Here is a 20252-nt window from a genome sequence, read left to right on the forward strand (position 1 = left end):
TAAAAAAAGGGGCTCATAAAATAGCCCCTTTTTTTATTGATAAGAAACTTGAGAAGGGCGATTGAGCTTTTCTGTTTAAAGGTGAAGGTATATGTCAATTTATCAACATTTTCGACCAGAAGAACGAAATTTTATTGATCAAGTGTTGAATTGGAAGGAATATGTTGAGCAAACATATTCTCCAAAGTTAACGGATTTTCTTGACCCCCGAGAACAACAAATTGTTAAAATAATTATTGGCGGGCAAGCAGACTTGAAATGGGCATTTTTGGGTGGATCAGATCAATCGGAGAGGAAGCGAGCCTTCTTATTTCCAGAATATCATCAACTTGAAGAAGATGATTTTAAGATTACACTATTTGAAATACATTATCCCCAAAAATTTATAAACCTCACACACCCGCAAGTTTTAGGGAGTTTAATGTCTCTTGGATTGAAACGGGAAAAGTTTGGAGATATTGTCACAGTTGGAGAGCGAATTCAATTTTTTTGTGCTGAAGAAGTAGCGAACTACGTGAATTTGGAATTACAGTCAGTTGGTAGAGCAAAAGTTGAATTAATACAGAAACCGTTAGCTGAAGGACTCATTCAAGAAGATCATTGGAACGAGCAGATTGATACAGTTTCATCATTACGGCTTGACACGGTGATCGCTTCGTTATTTAAATTATCAAGACAGAAATCACAAGCTTTAATAGGTTCTGGACTTGTTAAAGTGAATTGGACATGTATTGAAAATGCAGCTTTTGAATGTGGAGAGGGAGATACAATTTCTGTTCGTGGCTATGGTCGTGGTAAAATTTTTTCAATTGAAGGAAAAACAAAAAAAGATAAATGGCGAATTTTTATCGGACGACAAAAATAATCTTTTTTCAGCAGGAATATCCATTAATTTGTCGAAAAAGAAAGAGTACACTGCATACAGGACAGAAAATACTCGGGAGGTGGCAAAATGCCATTAACACCATTGGATATACATAATAAGGAATTTAGCAAAGGATTCCGGGGATATGATGAGGATGAAGTAAATGAATTCCTTGATCAAGTCATTAAAGATTATGAAATGGTCATTCGTGAAAAAAAGGAATTAGAAGAACGATTAAACGATATGACTGAAAGAATGGGACATTTTAATTCGATTGAAGAAACGCTCAATAAATCAATTTTAATTGCTCAGGAAGCAGCGGAAGAAGTAAAGCGAAATGCACAAAAAGAAGCGAAGCTCATTATTAAAGAGGCAGAGAAAAATTCTGACCGAATTGTGAATGAGTCCCTTTCAAAGGCAAGAAAAATTGCTCTTGAAATTGAAGAGTTGAAAAAACAATCGAAAGTATTTCGTACCCGTTTTAAAATGTTAATTGAAGCACAACTTGATTTACTAGATCATGATGACTGGGATCATTTGCTTGAGTATGAACTAGATGCAACTGATCTAAAATCGACACAAGAAGAAGATTCCTTAGCTTGACGATTACTAGTAAAAAGGCATATAATCTTATAAAAAGTTTTTAATATATGATGATTAGACGTTGATAGGGGTAGTACAGCTTATAAGACTTATTATTAGCGAATCGGGGATGGTGAAAGCTCGATATAAGTATAAGTTTGGAAAATCGCCCTTGAGTTCCTAGCTGAAACTGTTTACAACAAGAATTAAGCTAAGGCGTTTCATTCGCGTTAAGGATGCTTTTGAGCGGATAGATATTGTCTATCTACAAGGGTGGTACCGCGGGAAATAAAACCTTCTCGTCCCTTTTTGGGATGAGAAGGTTTTTTGTATTGTTAAAGAAAGATACTTACATCCCGATAGAGTGATAAAACAAAGTGTGTATGATTGCTTAGTTATGAAAAGCTAATTACAGTAAATGGAGGAAATCAAATGGATTATAAAGATACCTTATTGATGCCAAAAACAGAATTTCCAATGCGTGGAAATTTACCTAAAAGAGAGCCTGAAATGCAACAAAAATGGGGAGAAATGGATATTTATCGACTGGTTCAAGAAAGAACGAAAGATCGCCCAATGTTTGTTTTACATGATGGGCCTCCTTATGCAAATGGTGATATCCATATGGGGCATGCACTGAATAAAATTTTGAAGGACTTTATTGTTCGTTATAAATCGATGAGTGGTTATAATGCCCCTTATGTTCCGGGTTGGGATACTCATGGTTTACCAATTGAACAGGCTTTGACAAACAAGGGTGTTAAGCGAAAAGAGATGTCAGTAGCTGAATTCAGAACACTTTGTGAAAAGTATGCATATGAGCAAATTGATAGTCAGCGCACACAATTTAAAAGTTTGGGTGTCCGTGGTGATTGGGATAATCCTTACATTACGTTGAAACCAGCTTATGAAGCACAGCAAATTAAAGTGTTTGGTGAAATGGCGAAAAAAGGCTATATTTATAAAGGTTTAAAACCAGTTTATTGGTCCCCATCAAGTGAGTCAGCATTGGCTGAGGCTGAAATTGAATATAAAGATAAAAAATCTCCATCTATTTATGTTGGTTTTAATGTGAAAGATGGAAAAGGTATTTTGGATACAGATGTGCAAATCATCATCTGGACAACAACTCCGTGGACAATACCAGCAAACCTTGGTATTTGTGTTCACCCAGAGCTAACCTATGTTGTTGTTGAAGCAAAAGGACAAAAATACCTTGTTGCCGAGGAACTACTGGAATCTGTCAAAAATGAAATTGGTTGGGAAGAGACTTCTGTTCTAAAAACGATAAAAGGGATAGAACTAGATCAGGTTGTGACAACACATCCTATTTATAATCGTGATTCTCTTGTTATGCTTGGTGATCACGTAACCATTGAAGCGGGAACAGGCTGTGTTCATACTGCACCAGGACACGGGGAAGATGACTTTTATGTTGGGCAGAAATACGGTTTAGACGTATTGTGTCCAGTTGATGGAAAAGGTGTTATGACGGATGAAGCAGAAGGATTTACTGGTTTATTTTATGATAAAGCAAATAAAGCCATTACAGAAAAGCTAGAGGAAGTAGGAGCGTTATTATCACTTACTTTTATTACGCACTCTTATCCACATGATTGGAGAACGAAAAAACCAGTCATTTACCGTGCAACTGCGCAATGGTTTGCATCTATTAAAGACTTCCGTGATGATTTGTTACAAGCTGTGAAAGAAACAAAGTGGGTCCCTGCTTGGGGAGAAACAAGATTGTTTAACATGGTTCGTGATCGTGGTGACTGGTGTATTTCTCGTCAACGTGCATGGGGTGTTCCAATTCCAGTCTTTTATGCTGAAAATGGAGAACCGATTATTACAGATGAAACAATTGAACACGTTTCAGGTTTATTCCGTGAGCATGGTTCAAATATTTGGTTTGAACGGGAGGCGAAGGAGCTACTTCCAGAAGGATTCACACATGAGGGTAGCCCAAACGGTGAATTTACGAAAGAAACAGATATTATGGATGTGTGGTTTGACTCTGGTTCATCACACCAAGCTGTTTTGGAAGAACGTGATGACTTGCAGCGTCCAGCTGATTTATATTTAGAAGGGTCTGACCAATATCGTGGTTGGTTTAACTCATCGTTGTCAACAGGTGTAGCTGTAACAGGAAAAGCACCATATAAAGGTGTATTAAGCCATGGCTTTGCATTGGACGGCGAAGGTAGAAAAATGAGTAAGTCAATCGGAAATGTTGTTGTACCATCTAAAGTAATGAAGCAATTAGGTGCTGATATTCTAAGACTTTGGGTAGCTTCCGTTGATTACCAGGCAGATGTTCGTGTATCTGATGCTATTTTAAAGCAAGTGGCTGAAGTATATCGAAAAATTCGTAATACATTCCGCTTTTTACTTGGTAACTTGGCTGACTTCAATCCAGATACACATGCAGTTGCTTATGAAAATTTACGTGAAGTGGATCAGTTCATGCTCGTAAAATTAAATAATCTTGTGCAACAAGTCCGTGATCACTACGAAAATTATGAATATGCCACTATTTATCATGCTGTAAATAATTTTTGTACGCTTGACTTGAGTGCTTTCTATCTTGATTTTGCAAAGGATGTTCTTTACATTGAAGCAAAAGATCAATCTGACCGTCGAGCCATTCAAACCGTGTTATATGAGAGTTTACTTTCATTGACAAAACTAGTCTCACCAATCTTGTCTCATACAGCAGATGAGGTATGGGAATTTATACCATCTGCGCAAGAGAAAAGTGTTCAACTAACTGATTTTCCAGTGGCACAGGACTTTCCAAATTCACAGGAATTACTTGCTAAATGGTCAAAGTTTATGGATCTTCGTGATGACGTATTAAAAGCACTTGAAGAAGCGCGGAATGAAAAGGTCATTGGTAAATCATTGGCAGCAAAAGTAGAAGTTTATGTAAATGCTGATACAAAGAATCTGCTTGATTCTATTCATGAAAATTTACAACAACTTTTCATCGTCTCTGAATTTGAAGTAGCTGGTGACTATGATAAAGCACCAGAAAAAGCGATTAAACTTGAATATGCAGCAATTATGATTTCTAAAGCAGAAGGTGAAACATGTGAGAGGTGCTGGACAGTAACGCCACATGTCGGTGAAAAAGAGAGTCATCCAACACTTTGCCCTCGTTGTGCTGAAGTCGTAACAGAACATTATAACCACCTAGTTTAATTTGATGAAAAAAAGGCAAACATTTTGTTTGCCTTTTTTTCGTAAAATCTTCCTTCTTCGTTAATTCTTGTGCAGCTTGTCAAATCTTTTTCCGTGTTTGAAAATAACCTCCGGGAATGATAAAGAGTACCATATGAAACGGAGGGGAAGACATGGATCAAAATATATATGAAATCTATTCAGAACTCCGTAAAACAAAAGAAGAATTAGTACAACGATTGAAAAATAAACAATGTTCACCTCTAGTTAAACCATATATAGAAGGAGAACTGAAAGATATTGAAACCGCACTTCAGAAATTAGAAACAGGCACCTTTGGAACATGTGAAATATCTGGGGAACTGATCCCAAAAGAGTTGTTAACGATCATACCTACGCTTAAATCAATCGATGATTGTAAAACAGTTAGTTATTTTATTCGAAAAGCATCCTCTTAATAGTTCCGCTATCGTTTTCATCTTTAGTATGCTAAAATGCAAAGGAGAATCTATTTTTGGGGGTTACCTTTGTGTTTTATTACATAATTGCCTTTTTTGTAGTTGCCATAGATCAATTGACTAAATGGCTCATCGTTAAAAACATGGATTTAGGAGAGAGTATAACTGTTATCGAGAATTTCTTGTACATCACTTCACACCGAAATCGTGGTGCTGCTTGGGGAATTTTGGAAGGGCAAATGTGGTTCTTTTACGTGATTACGGTAGTTGTCATTATTGCGATTATTTACTATATGAAAAAAGCAGAAAAGGAAGGCTCTCTTTTTAGACTTTCACTAGCATTGATACTCGGAGGAGCAATTGGAAACTTTATTGATCGTGTTTTTCATCAAGAAGTTGTAGACTTTATTAATACGTATCCTTTTGGCTATAACTTTCCGATTTTTAATATTGCAGATTCCGCCCTCGTAATTGGAGTTTCGGTATTAATCGTATATATGCTACTAGAAGAGAAAAAAGCAAAGGAGAAAGCAAATGCAGAAAGTGGAACACACGGTTCTTGAAAATGAAAAATCAGAACGTATTGATAAAGTTATCTCTAGTCTCAATTCAGATTGGTCACGAACTCAAGTTCAAAATTGGATTAAAGAGGGACAAGTATTGGTGAATGATCAGCCGATCAAAACGAATTATAAATGTAATATTGATGATCAAATTGAGATCATTATCCCAGATCCAGAAGTACTTGATGTTGTACCAGAAGAAATGAATCTAGATATTTATTTTGAGGATTCGGATGTGATTGTTGTTAATAAACCGAAAGGGATGGTTGTTCACCCTGCTGGTGGTCATGTAACAGGGACGCTAGTTAATGGTTTAATGTCTCATTGTAAAGATTTATCTGGAATCAACGGTGTGCTTCGTCCAGGAATCGTACATCGTATTGATAAAGATACTTCTGGTTTATTAATGGTTGCTAAAAATGATAAAGCACATGAACACTTAGTGAATCAGTTAGTTGCAAAAACGGTAACTAGAAAATATAAGGCACTTGTACACGGCAATATAGGCCATGATCATGGTACAATTGATGCTCCGATTGGCAGGGATCCAAAAGATCGACAAAGTATGACAGTAATTGAAAATGGGAAACATGCGGTTACCCATTTTCATGTGATTGATCGATTTAAAGAATTTACCTTTGTTGAATGTCGTTTAGAAACCGGTAGAACGCATCAGATTCGTGTTCATATGAAATATATCGGATTTCCGCTTGCGGGAGATCCTAAATATGGGCCTCGTAAAACAATTGAATTAAATGGGCAAGCATTGCATGCAGCAGTGTTAGGCTTTATACATCCCAGTACTGAAGAATACTTGGAGTTTGAAGCGCCGCTTCCACAAGAGTATGAACAGCTTATTGAGAAGTTACGAAATAATCGTTGACAAGAATCGACATGTGCTTTAAGATAAATTTAGTTGAATAAGTCCTTTAAGTCAGTCCCGTGAGGCTGAGAAGGAAACGGATAACAAATTGGGGATTTCTATGCTCCAATAGTGTAATAATGCTTTCGTTTACCCTCTTGCCTTTTGGTAAGAGGGTTTTTTTATCTTCTCCAATAGGCTGGCTATACTAATGATAAGTTTCTTGGCACATAAATGGATAATAGCATGAAAGGGTGAACGAAATGTCACAAAAGGCGATCGTGTTAGATGAGCAAGCCATTCGAAGAGCTTTAACAAGAATAGCACATGAAATTATTGAGAAAAATAAAGGGATTGATAATTTATTTCTGGTTGGTATCCGTACAAGAGGGATCTTTATCGCTAATCGTCTTGCAGAACGAATTAATCAGATTGAGGGAAGAAATGTCCCTGTAGGAGAACTAGACATTACGCTATATCGAGATGATTTGACAACAAAAACAGTTGATCATCAACCACTTGTTAAAGGCTTGCATATTGAAAAAAATATTCAAGATCAAACGGTTATTCTTGTTGATGATGTTCTTTACACAGGTCGAACGGTTAGAGCGGCATTAGATGCGTTGATTGATATTGGACGTCCTAGTTCGATTCAACTTGCTGTTTTGGTTGACCGAGGTCATCGCGAACTACCCATCAGGGCAGATTATGTAGGTAAAAATATACCTACATCAAGTTCGGAAAAAATTGTCGTTGAACTTAGCGAAGTTGATACAATTGATCAAGTTAGCATTTATGAAAAATAAAGTCCTCCTTTTAAATGGCAGCACAGAGAGGCTGACAAAGGGATGAGAGAAAAGATATCACTTATGTATCCTTTTTTATCCGCCCCTCTTTGTATCAGAAGCAAGAGGGTTTTTATATGATATGTTAATAATGGGGGGAAAACAACTGTGAGTAAACAACCAATTTTAGATGTGAAAGATGTACCAGCACCCCTCCATTGGGTGACTTTAAGTTTACAGCATTTATTTGCTATGTTTGGTGCAACCGTACTAGTCCCCGTTTTAGTAGACCTAAGCCCAGCTGTCGCACTCATTTCAAGCGGAATTGCAACAATCCTTTTTCTTATCATAACAAAATGGCAGGTTCCGGCGTATCTTGGCTCTTCTTTTGCCTTTATTGCTCCAATCATTGCAGCACAGGCAAGTGATGGACCTGGAGGAGCCATGATCGGCTGTTTTATAGTAGGGATTGTTTATGGAGTTGTCGCTCTCATAATTAAAAAGGCAGGTTACCGCTGGATCATGAAATTACTCCCACCGATTGTTGTGGGTCCTGTTATTATGGTGATTGGTTTAGCTCTTGCAGGAACGGCCGTCGATATGGCCATGAATAAGCCAACAGCTGATGGTGGAGAATATGATTTACTTTATTTCTCGGCTGGACTTGTGACACTGGCCGCAACAATTATTTTCTCAATATACTTTAAAGGATTTTTGGGAATGATCTCAATCCTTGCTGGTATTATTATTGGTTATGTCTACGCACTTCTTGTTGGTATTATTGACTTTACACCGGTTATAGAAGCAAAATGGTTTGAATGGCCACCATTTATCGTGCCATTTGTTGATTATGAAGTGAACATTTCATTCGATATTCTCTTACTCATGATTCCAATCGCCGTTGTAACCATTTCTGAGCATATTGGACACCAACTTGTACTTAGTAAAGTAGTTGGTCGTGACTATATCAAAGAGCCAGGATTACACCGTTCAATCCTCGCAGATGGTTTGGGAACAATGATTTCAGCGTTAATTGGTGGTCCCCCAAAAACAACATACGGTGAAAATATTGGTGTTTTAGCAATAACAAAAGTTTATAGTGTTTATGTGATCGCTGGAGCTGCAGTTGTCGCAATTATCTTTGGTTTTATCGGTAAAATTACGGCTTTAATCCACACGATTCCACAACCAGTTATGGGTGGTGTGTCGATTCTATTATTCGGAATTATCGCATCATCTGGATTACGAATGTTAATTGATAATCATGTTGACTTTGGACTTAATCGAAACTTAGTGATTGCTTCTGTTATTTTGGTTCTTGGAATTGGGGGAGCTTTCATTCAAGTTTCTAATCAATTTCAGTTACAAGGAATGGCACTTGCCGCTATTAGTGGCGTAGTTCTAAACCTCATCTTACCTGGTAAAGAAGAAGCAGCAGAAGATATGTTTGAAGCAGAGTGAGATGACAAATTTAGTTTTACCAAAGTCTTAAACAATGGAGGTTGCGAGCATGAACCATTTATTATCGACCAATTCTTTATCAATAGAAGAAATTAGGGGAATATTAACGGATGCACGTCGCTTTTTAGAAGGGGAACAGTGGAGTCCATCTCAGCAAATGTTTGTAGCAAATTTATTTTTTGAACCAAGTACAAGAACAAAATCAAGCTTTGAAGTTGCAGAAAGAAAGCTTGGCTTAGACGTTATCCCTTTTGAGGTTAGTACTTCAAGTGTTTTAAAAGGGGAAACATTATATGACACAGTTCGTACACTTGAATCAATCGGTGTGAACGCTGTTGTGATCAGACATAAAACCGATCATTACTTTGATGAATTAATTGGTCGTATAGGCATTTCTATTATAAATGCAGGTGATGGATGCGGACATCACCCAACCCAATCATTACTTGATTTATTGACTATCCAACAAGAATTTGAGAGCTTTGAAGGACTTAAAGTAGCCATTATTGGGGATATTCGTCATAGTCGTGTAGCTCGTTCAAATGCTGATGCTTTAACAAGATTAGGAGCAAAAGTTGTATTTTCGGGTCCAAAGGATTGGTTTGATGAAACGCTTCTAGAGAATGGGAGTTATGAAGAAGTTAATACAGCAATGGAAACATCTGATGTTGTTATGTTACTGCGTATTCAACATGAGCGTCATGAAGGAGAAAATACGGAAACGACTGAAAATTACCATCAAGCGTTTGGCTTAACAATCGAAAGAGAAAAACGAATGAAGCAGGGAAGTATTATTATGCATCCTGCTCCCGTTAATCGAAATGTAGAGATTGCTGATGAATTAGTTGAATGTAGCCGCTCAAGAATTTTTACTCAAATGACTAATGGAGTATTTGTGCGAATGGCGGTAATAAAAAGAGCTCTTGAAAACCATAAAGGGGGAATAAATAATGTCAATGCTGATCAAAAATGGACAATTGCTAACTAATGGAGAATTAAGTAAAGTAGATCTTTTTATTGAAGATGGAAAAATAAAAGAAATTGGTGAACTAAAGTCTTTTCAAGCAGAGGAAATCATTGATGCAGCAGGTTTAGTCATTACTCCGGGATTTATCGATCTTCATGTTCATTTACGTGAACCAGGTGGTGAAAAGAAAGAAACGATTGAAACAGGATCACTTGCAGCTGCAAAAGGTGGTTTTACAACAATAGCAGCTATGCCCAATACGCGACCGGTTCCTGATTCAAAAGAGCAGCTACAATGGTTGAACGAGCGGATTGAAGAAACAGCTGCTGTTAAAGTTCTCCCGTATGCCTCCATTACAGTTAGAGAAGCAGGTAAGGAACTTACTGATTTTGCTACTTTAAAGGAAGCAGGAGCATTTGCTTTAACGGATGACGGAGTAGGCATTCAGTCTGCAGATATGATGCTCACAGCTATGAAAGAAGCAGCCAAAGCAGGGCTCGCAATCGTAGCACACTGTGAAGAAAATACATTAATTAATAAAGGATCTGTTCATGAAGGTGCTTTTTCAAGAGAGCATAATATAAATGGAATTCCTTCTGTTTGTGAATCTGTACATATTGCAAGAGATGTACTGCTCGCAGAAGCTGCGAATTGCCATTACCATGTTTGTCATATTAGTACGAAAGAATCTGTTCGTACTGTGAGAGATGCAAAGCGAGCAGGAATACATGTCACTGCAGAAGTGACACCACATCATTTATTATTAAGTGAAGAGGATATTCCTGGATTAGATTCAAATTATAAAATGAATCCTCCGTTACGTGGTTCTGATGATCAGGATGCCTTAATAGAAGGTTTATTAGATGGAACGATTGATTTTATTGCAACAGACCATGCTCCGCATACAAGTGAAGAGAAAGCAGAGGGAATGGTGCTCGCTCCATTTGGAATTGTCGGTTTAGAAACAGCTTTTCCACTTTTATATACTCACTTTGTTGAAAAAGGCTTGCTGACATTACAGCAATTAGTAGACTATTTAACTGTAAAGCCAGCAGAAGCATTTGATTTGAAGACGGGAAGTTTAAAGGTTGGTGCAGCAGCAGATATTGTTTTGCTTAATTTAGATTATGAAGAAGAGATTAATCCAGAAAGCTTTTTATCTAAAGGGAGAAATACTCCATTTAGTGGCTGGAAATGTAAGGGCTGGCCAGAAGTAACGATTGTAGAAGGAAAGATAGCTTGGGAAAAAGGACGTGAAAAAGTATGAAAAAAAAGCTTATTCTTGAAGATGGAACGATATTTATAGGTGAAGCATTTGGAAGTGAAACGAGCTGTGTTGGAGAAGTAGTCTTTAATACAGGAATGACAGGATATCAGGAAATTATTTCAGATCCATCCTATTGTGGTCAAATTGTTACATTAACTTATCCATTAGTTGGAAATTATGGGATCAATAGAGATGACTTTGAATCCATTACACCGGCTATCAATGGATTTATTGTCAAAGAGATAGCTGATTTCCCATCAAACTGGCGTAGTGAGAGATCATTGGATGACTATTTTAAGTTAAAGAATATTCCTGGAATTACTGGTATTGATACAAGAAAACTGACAAGAATCATTCGTCAACATGGAACGTTAAAAGGCGCTCTTTGTCATATTAATGAGAATGTCGAAGAAGTTCTTGAAAGACTGCGAGCAACTGAAACTCGTCGTGATCAAGTAAAGCAAGTCTCAACGAAAACGTCATATCCAAGTCCTGGTAGAGGCAGCCGAGTGGTTGTGGTGGATTTTGGAATGAAGCATGGAATATTAAGAGAATTGAACCAGCGGGATTGTGATGTCATTGTGGTGCCGTACTATACAAAAGCTGCAGATATACTACAACTAAGCCCAGACGGTGTAATGCTTACAAATGGACCAGGGGATCCAAAGGACGTACCAGAAGCGATTGAGATGATTAAAGAAATTCTAGGGAAAGTACCATTGTTCGGTATTTGTCTTGGCCACCAATTGTTTGCACTTGCATGTGGAGCCAATACAGAAAAAATGAAATTTGGTCATCGTGGTTCCAATCATCCTGTTAAGGATCTTGCAACAGGTAAAGTAGCGATGACATCCCAAAACCATGGCTTCGCGGTTGAAGAAAAGTCTATAGAGAATACTCGGCTAGAAGTTACACAAATTGCCTTGAATGATGGAACAAATGAAGGATTGAAGCATAAAGATTTTCCGGCTTTTACTGTTCAATATCATCCAGAAGCTTCACCAGGACCTGAAGACACAAATAATTTATTTCAACAATTTCTCGACATGATCGAAACTGCTAAACAGGAGGGTACAACAAATGCCAAAGCGTAATGATATAAACAGTATATTAGTGATCGGTTCAGGACCAATTGTTATCGGGCAAGCAGCAGAGTTTGATTACGCAGGAACACAAGCTTGTATGGCATTGAAAGAAGAAGGATATAAAGTTATTCTCGTCAATTCCAATCCTGCTACCATTATGACAGATACAGAGATTGCTGATGCGGTATATATTGAACCATTAACCCTTGAATTCGTGGAAAGAATTATTCGAAAAGAAAGACCGGATGCATTGTTGCCAACGCTAGGTGGGCAAACTGGATTAAATTTGGCGGTTGAATTAGCAAAATCTGGAATACTTGAAGAATGTGCTGTAGAAATATTAGGAACGAAGCTTTCTGCAATTGAACAGGCGGAAGACCGTGATTTATTTCGTACTCTTATGAACGAACTAAACGAACCTGTTCCAGAAAGTGATATTATCCATAATCTTGAAGAAGCTTACCAATTTGTTGCTAGAATAGGGTATCCAGTTATTGTTCGCCCAGCTTTTACACTTGGAGGAACGGGTGGCGGTATTTGTCATAATGAAGAAGAATTGATTGAAACCGTCACGAGTGGATTAAAGTATAGTCCCGTAACACAATGTTTATTAGAAAAAAGTATTGCTGGTTTTAAAGAAATTGAATATGAGGTTATGAGGGATTCCGCTGACAATGCAATCGTTGTATGTAATATGGAGAATATTGATCCAGTTGGAGTTCATACCGGTGATTCCATTGTTGTGGCACCAAGTCAAACATTAAGTGATCGTGAGTACCAACTACTGCGGAATTCTTCTTTAAAAATTATCCGTGCTCTAGCTATTGAAGGTGGATGTAATGTCCAGCTTGCTCTTGATCCAGACAGCTATGACTACTATATTATTGAAGTGAATCCGCGTGTTAGTCGTTCATCTGCTCTAGCTTCAAAGGCAACTGGCTATCCAATTGCGAAGCTTGCAGCAAAAATTGCAGTTGGGTTGACACTTGATGAAATGATGAACCCGGTCACAGAGAAAACATATGCTTGTTTCGAACCAGCACTTGACTATATTGTCACAAAAATCCCGCGTTGGCCTTTTGATAAGTTTGAATCGGCAAATCGTTTACTCGGTACACAAATGAAAGCTACTGGAGAGGTTATGGCGATTGGTCGTACGTTTGAGGAATCGTTGTTAAAGGCGATTCGGTCGCTTGAAAGTGATGTTTACGATTTTGCTTTGCCAAATGGTCATGAATTTAGTGATGAAAAGATTGAAAAAAGAATTCGTAAAGCTGGAGATGAACGATTATTCTATATTGCTGAAGCTTTAAAGCGTGGCGTTACAATTGAGACCATTCATGAGTGGAGCCAAATTGACTTATTCTTCCTCTATAAAATGGCAGATATTATTAAATTTGAAACTGAACTTTCTGAACATCCATTTGACCGTGACTGGGCTGAAAAAGCAAAGAAAAAAGGATTTTCGGATGTTGCAATTGCAAAAGTTTGGGAAACGACTGAGCGATCTGTTTATGATTGGCGTTATAAAGAAGGCATTGTCCCTGTATATAAAATGGTCGATACTTGTGCAGCAGAATTTGAGTCTGAAACACCTTATTTTTACGGAACATACGAAGATGAAAACGAATCAGTTGTAACAGAAAGAGAAAGTGTTGTTGTATTAGGTTCCGGTCCAATCCGTATTGGTCAAGGGGTAGAATTTGATTATGCAACGGTACATTCTGTGTGGGCGATTAAAGAAGCAGGTTATGAAGCCATTATTATTAATAATAATCCAGAAACGGTTTCAACCGATTTCAGTATTTCAGATAAGTTATACTTTGAGCCACTAACGATTGAAGATGTCATGCACATTATTGAACTTGAAAAACCGATTGGTGTCGTTGTTCAGTTTGGTGGACAAACAGCGATCAATCTTGCAGCTCAATTGGTTGAGCATGGTGTGAAAATTTTAGGAACAACTTTAGAAGATTTAGATCGTGCTGAGGATCGAGATAAGTTTGAACAGGCCTTAGTTGAACTAGGTATTCCAATGCCAAAGGGAAAGACAGCTCTATCTGTCAAAGATGCACTAGTCATTGCAAAAGATATTGGATATCCTGTACTCGTTCGTCCTTCGTATGTCCTTGGTGGAAGAGCAATGGAAATTGTTTATAAAGAGGAAGAACTACTTCATTATATGGAAAATGCCGTGAAAATCAATCCCGAACATCCGGTATTAATTGACCGCTATTTAACTGGAAAAGAAATCGAAGTGGATGCGATTTCTGATGGGAAGGATGTAGTCATTCCTGGAATTATGGAGCATATTGAGCGCGCAGGTGTCCATTCAGGTGACTCCATTGCTGTTTATCCACCGCAAAGCATTTCTGAAGCGATTAAAGAAAAATTAATTTCATACACAGAAAAAATGGCTAAAGGCTTGAATATCATTGGTTTATTAAACATTCAATATGTTGTAAGTAATGATGAAGTGTTTGTACTTGAAGTAAATCCACGTTCAAGCCGTACAGTTCCGTTTTTAAGTAAGATTACAAACGTACCAATGGCTAAAATTGCGACGAAAGTCATTCTGGGTCAGTCATTAGTTGAACAAGGATACAAATCGGGCCTTGTTCCAGAAAAAGCAGGTGTCTATGTAAAAGTTCCTGTATTCTCATTTGCAAAATTACGCCGTGTAGATATTTCTTTAGGACCTGAAATGAAATCAACGGGCGAAGTAATGGGAAAAGATTATACATTAGAAAAAGCCTTATACAAGGGTCTTGTCGCATCGGGAATGACGATTCAAAAATTCGGAACTGTGTTGTTAACGGTGGCAGATAAAGAGAAAGAGGAAGCCCTCCAACTCGCAAAACGTTTTTCCGCTATTGGATATCGTTTAATGGCAACAAGCGGAACTGCTGATTTCTTACAAAAAGCAGGTATTCCAGTTAGTGTTGTTAGTAAGATTGGCACAGAAGGTCCAGATTTATTAGATGTGATCCGTAATGGAGAAGCACAGTTTGTGATCAATACATTTTCAAAAGGAAAACAACCAGAGCGTGACGGATTTAGAATTCGCCGTGAATCTGTAGAAAATGGTGTCCCATGCTTAACATCACTTGATACAGCTGAAGCAATCTTACGTGTGATTGAGTCTATGAACTTTTCAGCAGAAGCAATGGACCAACCGATGCAAGCGAGGGAGGCCGTTCTTTCATGATAAAAAAAGAAATCTGTACCGTCGTATCACAAGGAGAAATTGCTGACTCCATTTATGAGCTCACCTTAAAAGGTGAGCTTGTTCACCAAATGAAAGAACCAGGTCAATTTGTACATGTAAAAGTAACAGATAGCATGGATCCGCTATTACGACGTCCGATTTCAATTGCAAGAATTGATCAAAAGAGTAGTGAATTTACGATGATTTATCGGCAAGAAGGAAGCGGAACAACTCTTTTAGCAAAAAAGCAATCAGGTGATGTAGTGGATGTATTAGGTCCACTTGGTCATGGATTTCCAATTGAAGAAACTCACCCAGGTGAAACAGCTCTTTTAGTTGGTGGAGGTATTGGTGTACCTCCGTTATTTGAACTTTCACATCAACTCTCAGATAAGGGTGTTCGTGTGATTCATGTCCTAGGTTTTCAAACAAAAAATGCTATTTTTTATGAAAGTGAATTTGCTACACTTGGTGAGACTTATGTAGCAACGGCTGACGGATCATATGGTACAAAAGGGTTTGTGACCGATGTGATAACTGAAAAAGGACTTTCGTTTGATACTCTTTATTCATGTGGACCAACACCGATGCTAAAAGCATTAGAAACGAATTTTGCTGATAAAAAAGTCTTTCTGTCCTTAGAGGAAAGAATGGGCTGTGGGATTGGTGCTTGTTTTGCTTGTGTATGTCATACAGCAGATGACAAAGATGGACATTCGTATAAAAAAGTATGCAGTGACGGTCCTGTATTTCGCGCAGGGGAGGTTATTTTATGAGCATGCTTAATGTGAATTTACCTGGTTTAAACTTAAAAAATCCAATTATGCCGGCTTCAGGATGTTTTGGATTTGGTCGTGAATATAGTCAGTTTTTTGATTTAAGCGGACTTGGAGCGATCATGATTAAAGCAACAACAGTTGAACCGCGTTTTGGGAATCCAACGCCGAGAGTTGCGGAAACATCTGCTGGAATGTTAAATGCGATTGGCTTGCAAAATCCAGGGTTAAAAAAGGTTTTTTCAGAAGAACTCCCTTGGCTAGATCAATTTGATGTCCCTATTATTGCGAATGTTGCAGGTTCAACTGAAGAAGACTATGTAGCAGTTGCTGCAGAAATTTCTAAGGCTCCTAATGTTCATGCCCTTGAGTTAAATATATCCTGCCCAAATGTAAAAGAAGGCGGTATTACCTTTGGAACGATTCCAGAAGTGGCAAAAGCGTTGACTAAGAAAGTAAAAGAAGTATCAGAGGTTCCTGTTTATGTAAAGCTTTCGCCGAATGTAACGGATATTGTTGAAATGGCAAAAGCAGTTGAAGCAGGTGGTGCAGATGGATTGACAATGATTAATACACTTGTTGGAATGAGAATCGATTTAAAAACAGCCCGTCCTGTTATAGCAAATAAAACAGGTGGGTTATCGGGTCCTGCTATTAAACCAGTTGCGATTCGTATGATTCATGAAGTAAGCCAGAAAGTCAATATTCCAATTATTGGAATGGGCGGTGTTCAATCAGCAGAAGATGTTATTGAATATTTCTATGCGGGTGCAAGTGCTGTTGCTGTTGGAACTGCTAATTTCGTTGATCCTTTTGTTTGTCCAACCATTATTGAAGAGCTGCCAGAACTTTTGAAAGAACTTGGCTATGATCATATTTCTGAGTGTATGGGAAGGAGCTGGAGGTAATATGAATAGTCCTGTTATTATTGCACTTGACTTTCCTTCTAAGAAAGAGGTTTCACAATTTTTAAATCAATTTAATCACGAGAAATTGTTCGTTAAAGTCGGAATGGAGTTATATTATCAAGAAGGTCCTTCCATTATTCAAGAAATTAAGGAAAAGGGTCATCATATTTTTCTTGACTTAAAGCTTCATGATATCCCGAATACAGTAAAAAGTGCGATGACAGGGTTGGCGAAACTTGGGTGTGATCTTGTGAATGTTCATGCCGCAGGTGGCAGGGAAATGATGGAGGCTGCATTAGAAGGATTAGATGCTGGTACATCTGCAGGGATAAAAAGACCTCTTTGTATTGCCGTAACTCAGCTTACAAGTACATCTGAGGAACAGATGAAAAATGAACAATTAATTTCAGCATCACTCCAGGAATCAGTTCTTCATTATGCAACCCTTACAAAGAAATCAGGTCTTGATGGTGTCGTTTGTTCCTCACACGAGGCAGAGATGATACGTAATTCGTTAGGAAAAGAATTTTTAACGGTTACTCCTGGCATTCGCTTAAAAGATGATGCAGTAGGAGATCAAAAGCGAGTGGCAACACCTGAGTTTGCAAGAAAAGCAGGTGTCTCATATATGGTAGTGGGACGCTCTATTACGAGATCCACTGATCCAGTTAAAAGTTTCAAGCAGTTTATACAAGCATGGGAAGGTGTTACACATTGAAAAAAAACATTGCCGAAAGCTTATTAGAAATCAAAGCAGTCTCTTTACGTCCAAATGATCCATTTACATGGACTTCAGGTATTCAATCACCGATTTATTGTGATAATCGCTTAACGCTTTCTTATCCTGAGATCAGAAGGGAAATTGCCAGTGGTCTTGCTAAAATGATCACTGAAAAATTCCCTGAAACAGAGCTTGTGGCTGGAACAGCAACAGCAGGAATTCCACACGCAGCATGGGTAAGTGAAGGATTAAACTTACCGATGTGCTATGTTCGCTCAAAAGCAAAAGGACATGGAAAAGGAAATCAAATTGAAGGAAAAGCAGAAAAAGGACAAAAGGTTGTTGTGGTCGAAGATCTAATTTCAACTGGTGGTAGTGTTATCACAGCAGTTGAAGCATTACGTGAAGCCGGCTGTGATGTTCTGGGTGTCGTCTCTATCTTTACATACGAACTTGAAAATGGTCGTGAACGATTAAGTGAGGCGAATATAACGACTTACTCATTAACTGATTTTTCAACTTTAGTTGAAGTGGCTAGTGAGAAAGGATATGTCGAAGCAACTGACTGGGATAAGCTAATGGAATGGCGAAAAGACCCAGCTCAGTGGGGAAAATAAACATTCAATGATTGTTGCCTGACATCACAATAGGATGTCAGGCTCTTTTGATTACCAGTATTATTAAAAGTGTACAATATATGGGCAAAGGAAAAGTTCCCTTTTCTCTTGCCTGAACCAAGAACTATTGTTTTTTCAATTGTAGTACAGTTTCTTCATCTGGTGTGACATATACGGTTTGTTGGTTATCGTAAATAACAAATCCAGGCTTTGCTCCTGCAGGCTTTTTAACGTGACGGACACGTGTGAAATCGACCGGAACGGAACTTGAATTCCGCGCTTTACTAAAAAATGCAGCAAGGAGGGCTGCTTCATGAATCGTCTTCTCTGTAGGTTCTTTGCTACGGATCACGACGTGAGATCCAGGGATATCTTTTGTATGAAGCCAAATTTCATCTCGTGCAGCAAAACGATTTGTTAAATAATCATTTTGTTTATTGTTTTTACCAATAATCATTTCTGTTCCGTCAGAGGCATAATAATGATCCAACACAGGTTTTGTAGCGTGTGCTTTTTTCTGTTGTTTTTTTTGTCTATTTCTTATATAGCCTTCTTCCATTAATTCTTCACGAATTTCGGCTATGTCCTTTGGAGAAGCTGTTTCCACTTGCTGAATAAGTGCCTCAAAATAGGCCAATTCATTCTGTGCCTTTTCAATTTGTTCTTGTACAATGGTTAGAGCATTTTTTGCTTTTTGATATTTAGTGAAATATTTTTGTGCATTTTCCGAAGGCGATTTGAATGGGTCAAGTGGGATGAGAACGGTGGAACCATTTTTATCATAATAATTGACTACTTCGATTTCCTCCATACCTCTATTAACAGCATATAAATTGGCTGTTAACAATTCGCCAAATAATTGATATTGCTGTGCTTTATTCGCTTTATGCAGTGTTTCTTCCAACTTAGAGATTTTTTTCTCGTTTTTTTCTTTCTCGTTAATAATGAGTCGCTCAATATCATTCGCTCGTTGTTTCACACGATCCCGTTCTGCTTTACCAAAATAATAACGATCTAACATCTCACCTAATGTTGAGAAAGACTTTACGTTACTTACTGTACCTGTAAGTGGAAATAAGTAGAAACTTTCTTTTTTCTCCATTTCCATGATGGAAGGAGAATATTCATGACGCTTAATACGATCTATAAGTGCAAGGAATGCTTGTGGTACAGTAGTACGATTAACCAAACCAGCTTGAAAAGTTACCTCTTTTGCAAATAGTGGTGAAATTCCAGCATATTGACTTACGATCTGTTTATCTAGTTTTCCCGCGTTAAAATCAAGGCGTCGTAGCACATCTTTCTCATCCGCTTCAAACGGATTTGCTTTATGTTGTTCAGGAGGGGAGATATATTCATGACCCGGAAGAACGATGCGATGTGTATTAACAGCTGAAGGAACATGCTTAATACTATCAAGGATCATGTTTTTTGTTTGATCCACTAGAATAATGTTACTATGGCGACCCATAATTTCTACGATAAGTTTTTTGTAGGATATGTCTCCTATTTCATTTCTTCCTTTTATATTAAAAATGAGTATACGATCAAGTTCTGACTGATAAATATCTTCCAAAATATAGCCTTCTAAATGTTTTCGTAATAACATACAGAACATTGGTGGCTTGGAGGGATTCTCATATTCTTCCTTTGTTAATTGAACTCTAGCGTGGCTCGGATGTGCTGAGAGTAATAATTTATGATTTTTCCCGTTTGCTCTCACTACGAGAATCATTTCATTTTTATAAGGTTGGTGTACTTTACTGATTCGTCCACCCTTTATTGAATCTACAAGTTCTTTTATCATTGCCCTCGTAAATAAACCATCATATGACATAAAAAACATCCTTTACTTTTAATCTACCTTAAATGTACAAGTTGTTTTATTAGAGTGCAACTATATTAGCATTTTTTCGGACAAGATTGAATAAGCTGTCCATAGAG

Annotated in this window: 17 protein-coding genes and 1 other annotated feature; of the genes, 16 read left to right on the forward strand and 1 reads right to left on the reverse strand. The window is 37.8% G+C overall.

Annotated elements, in window-relative coordinates:
- Window positions 1-91: 91 nt before the first annotated feature.
- From JMM81_RS03375 to pyrE, 16 genes are all read left to right on the forward strand, one after another.
- Window positions 92-865, forward strand: a complete 774-nt coding sequence (locus JMM81_RS03375; RefSeq protein WP_256240081.1) for a YlmH family RNA-binding protein — start codon at window positions 92-94, stop codon at window positions 863-865.
- A gap of 87 nt (window positions 866-952) precedes the next feature.
- The gene (locus JMM81_RS03380; RefSeq protein WP_256240082.1) at window positions 953-1468 is read left to right on the forward strand and encodes a DivIVA domain-containing protein; all 516 of its coding nucleotides are present in this window, start codon (window positions 953-955) and stop codon (window positions 1466-1468) included.
- A gap of 52 nt (window positions 1469-1520) precedes the next feature.
- Window positions 1521-1757 (forward strand) — a binding site (T-box leader).
- Window positions 1758-1879: 122 nt separating this feature from the next.
- Window positions 1880-4651 carry an isoleucine--tRNA ligase gene (ileS, locus tag JMM81_RS03385; protein WP_256240083.1) on the forward strand — a complete coding sequence of 924 codons (2772 nt, stop codon included), beginning with the start codon at window positions 1880-1882 and terminating at the stop codon, window positions 4649-4651.
- 152 nt (window positions 4652-4803) lie between these two features.
- On the forward strand, window positions 4804-5088 hold the full coding sequence (locus JMM81_RS03390; protein ID WP_256240084.1) for a TraR/DksA family transcriptional regulator: 285 nt from the start codon (window positions 4804-4806) through the stop codon (window positions 5086-5088).
- Between the two features lie 71 nt (window positions 5089-5159).
- Window positions 5160-5651: a signal peptidase II gene (gene lspA, locus JMM81_RS03395; RefSeq protein ID WP_256240085.1), complete on the forward strand. Its 492-nt coding sequence runs from the start codon at window positions 5160-5162 to the stop codon at window positions 5649-5651.
- Window positions 5623-6534, forward strand: coding sequence for an RluA family pseudouridine synthase (locus tag JMM81_RS03400; RefSeq protein ID WP_256240086.1), 912 nt, complete (start codon window positions 5623-5625; stop codon window positions 6532-6534). The genes lspA and JMM81_RS03400 overlap by 29 nt, the downstream gene beginning before the upstream one ends.
- Window positions 6535-6776: 242 nt before the next feature.
- Window positions 6777-7319 carry a bifunctional pyr operon transcriptional regulator/uracil phosphoribosyltransferase PyrR gene (gene pyrR, locus JMM81_RS03405; protein WP_256240087.1) on the forward strand — a complete coding sequence of 181 codons (543 nt, stop codon included), beginning with the start codon at window positions 6777-6779 and terminating at the stop codon, window positions 7317-7319.
- A 147-nt stretch (window positions 7320-7466) separates the two neighbouring features.
- Window positions 7467-8759 carry a uracil-xanthine permease family protein gene (locus tag JMM81_RS03410; RefSeq protein ID WP_256240088.1) on the forward strand — a complete coding sequence of 431 codons (1293 nt, stop codon included), beginning with the start codon at window positions 7467-7469 and terminating at the stop codon, window positions 8757-8759.
- A 49-nt stretch (window positions 8760-8808) separates the two neighbouring features.
- Complete coding sequence (locus JMM81_RS03415; RefSeq protein ID WP_256240089.1) at window positions 8809-9747, forward strand: aspartate carbamoyltransferase catalytic subunit; 939 nt, start codon at window positions 8809-8811, stop codon at window positions 9745-9747.
- Complete coding sequence (locus tag JMM81_RS03420; RefSeq protein WP_256240090.1) at window positions 9710-10993, forward strand: dihydroorotase; 1284 nt, start codon at window positions 9710-9712, stop codon at window positions 10991-10993. Before JMM81_RS03415 ends, JMM81_RS03420 begins: the two co-directional genes overlap by 38 nt.
- Entirely contained in the window at window positions 10990-12087 is a 1098-nt protein-coding gene (locus JMM81_RS03425; RefSeq protein WP_256240091.1) for a carbamoyl phosphate synthase small subunit, read from the forward strand. Before JMM81_RS03420 ends, JMM81_RS03425 begins: the two co-directional genes overlap by 4 nt.
- Window positions 12074-15286 (forward strand): carbamoyl-phosphate synthase large subunit, encoded by a 3213-nt coding sequence (gene carB, locus JMM81_RS03430; RefSeq protein ID WP_256240092.1) that lies wholly within the window; start codon window positions 12074-12076, stop codon window positions 15284-15286. Before JMM81_RS03425 ends, carB begins: the two co-directional genes overlap by 14 nt.
- Window positions 15283-16062 carry a dihydroorotate dehydrogenase electron transfer subunit gene (locus JMM81_RS03435; RefSeq protein WP_256240093.1) on the forward strand — a complete coding sequence of 260 codons (780 nt, stop codon included), beginning with the start codon at window positions 15283-15285 and terminating at the stop codon, window positions 16060-16062. The genes carB and JMM81_RS03435 overlap by 4 nt, the downstream gene beginning before the upstream one ends.
- 2 nt (window positions 16063-16064) lie before the next feature.
- Window positions 16065-16970 (forward strand): dihydroorotate dehydrogenase, encoded by a 906-nt coding sequence (locus tag JMM81_RS03440; RefSeq protein WP_256240312.1) that lies wholly within the window; start codon window positions 16065-16067, stop codon window positions 16968-16970.
- Between the two features lies 1 nt (window position 16971).
- Window positions 16972-17688, forward strand: a complete 717-nt coding sequence (gene pyrF / locus JMM81_RS03445; RefSeq protein ID WP_256240094.1) for an orotidine-5'-phosphate decarboxylase — start codon at window positions 16972-16974, stop codon at window positions 17686-17688.
- Window positions 17685-18308: an orotate phosphoribosyltransferase gene (gene pyrE, locus JMM81_RS03450; protein WP_256240095.1), complete on the forward strand. Its 624-nt coding sequence runs from the start codon at window positions 17685-17687 to the stop codon at window positions 18306-18308. Before pyrF ends, pyrE begins: the two co-directional genes overlap by 4 nt.
- Window positions 18309-18432: 124 nt before the next feature.
- On the opposite strand, the gene JMM81_RS03455 is transcribed toward pyrE, so the two are convergent.
- Window positions 18433-20145: an Rqc2 family fibronectin-binding protein gene (locus JMM81_RS03455; protein WP_256240096.1), complete on the reverse strand. Its 1713-nt coding sequence runs from the start codon at window positions 20143-20145 to the stop codon at window positions 18433-18435.
- Window positions 20146-20252: the final 107 nt, after the last annotated feature.

The sequence above is a fragment of the Bacillus sp. V3B genome (genome assembly GCF_024494465.1).
Lineage (GTDB): Bacteria > Bacillota > Bacilli > Bacillales > Cytobacillaceae > Bacillus_BD.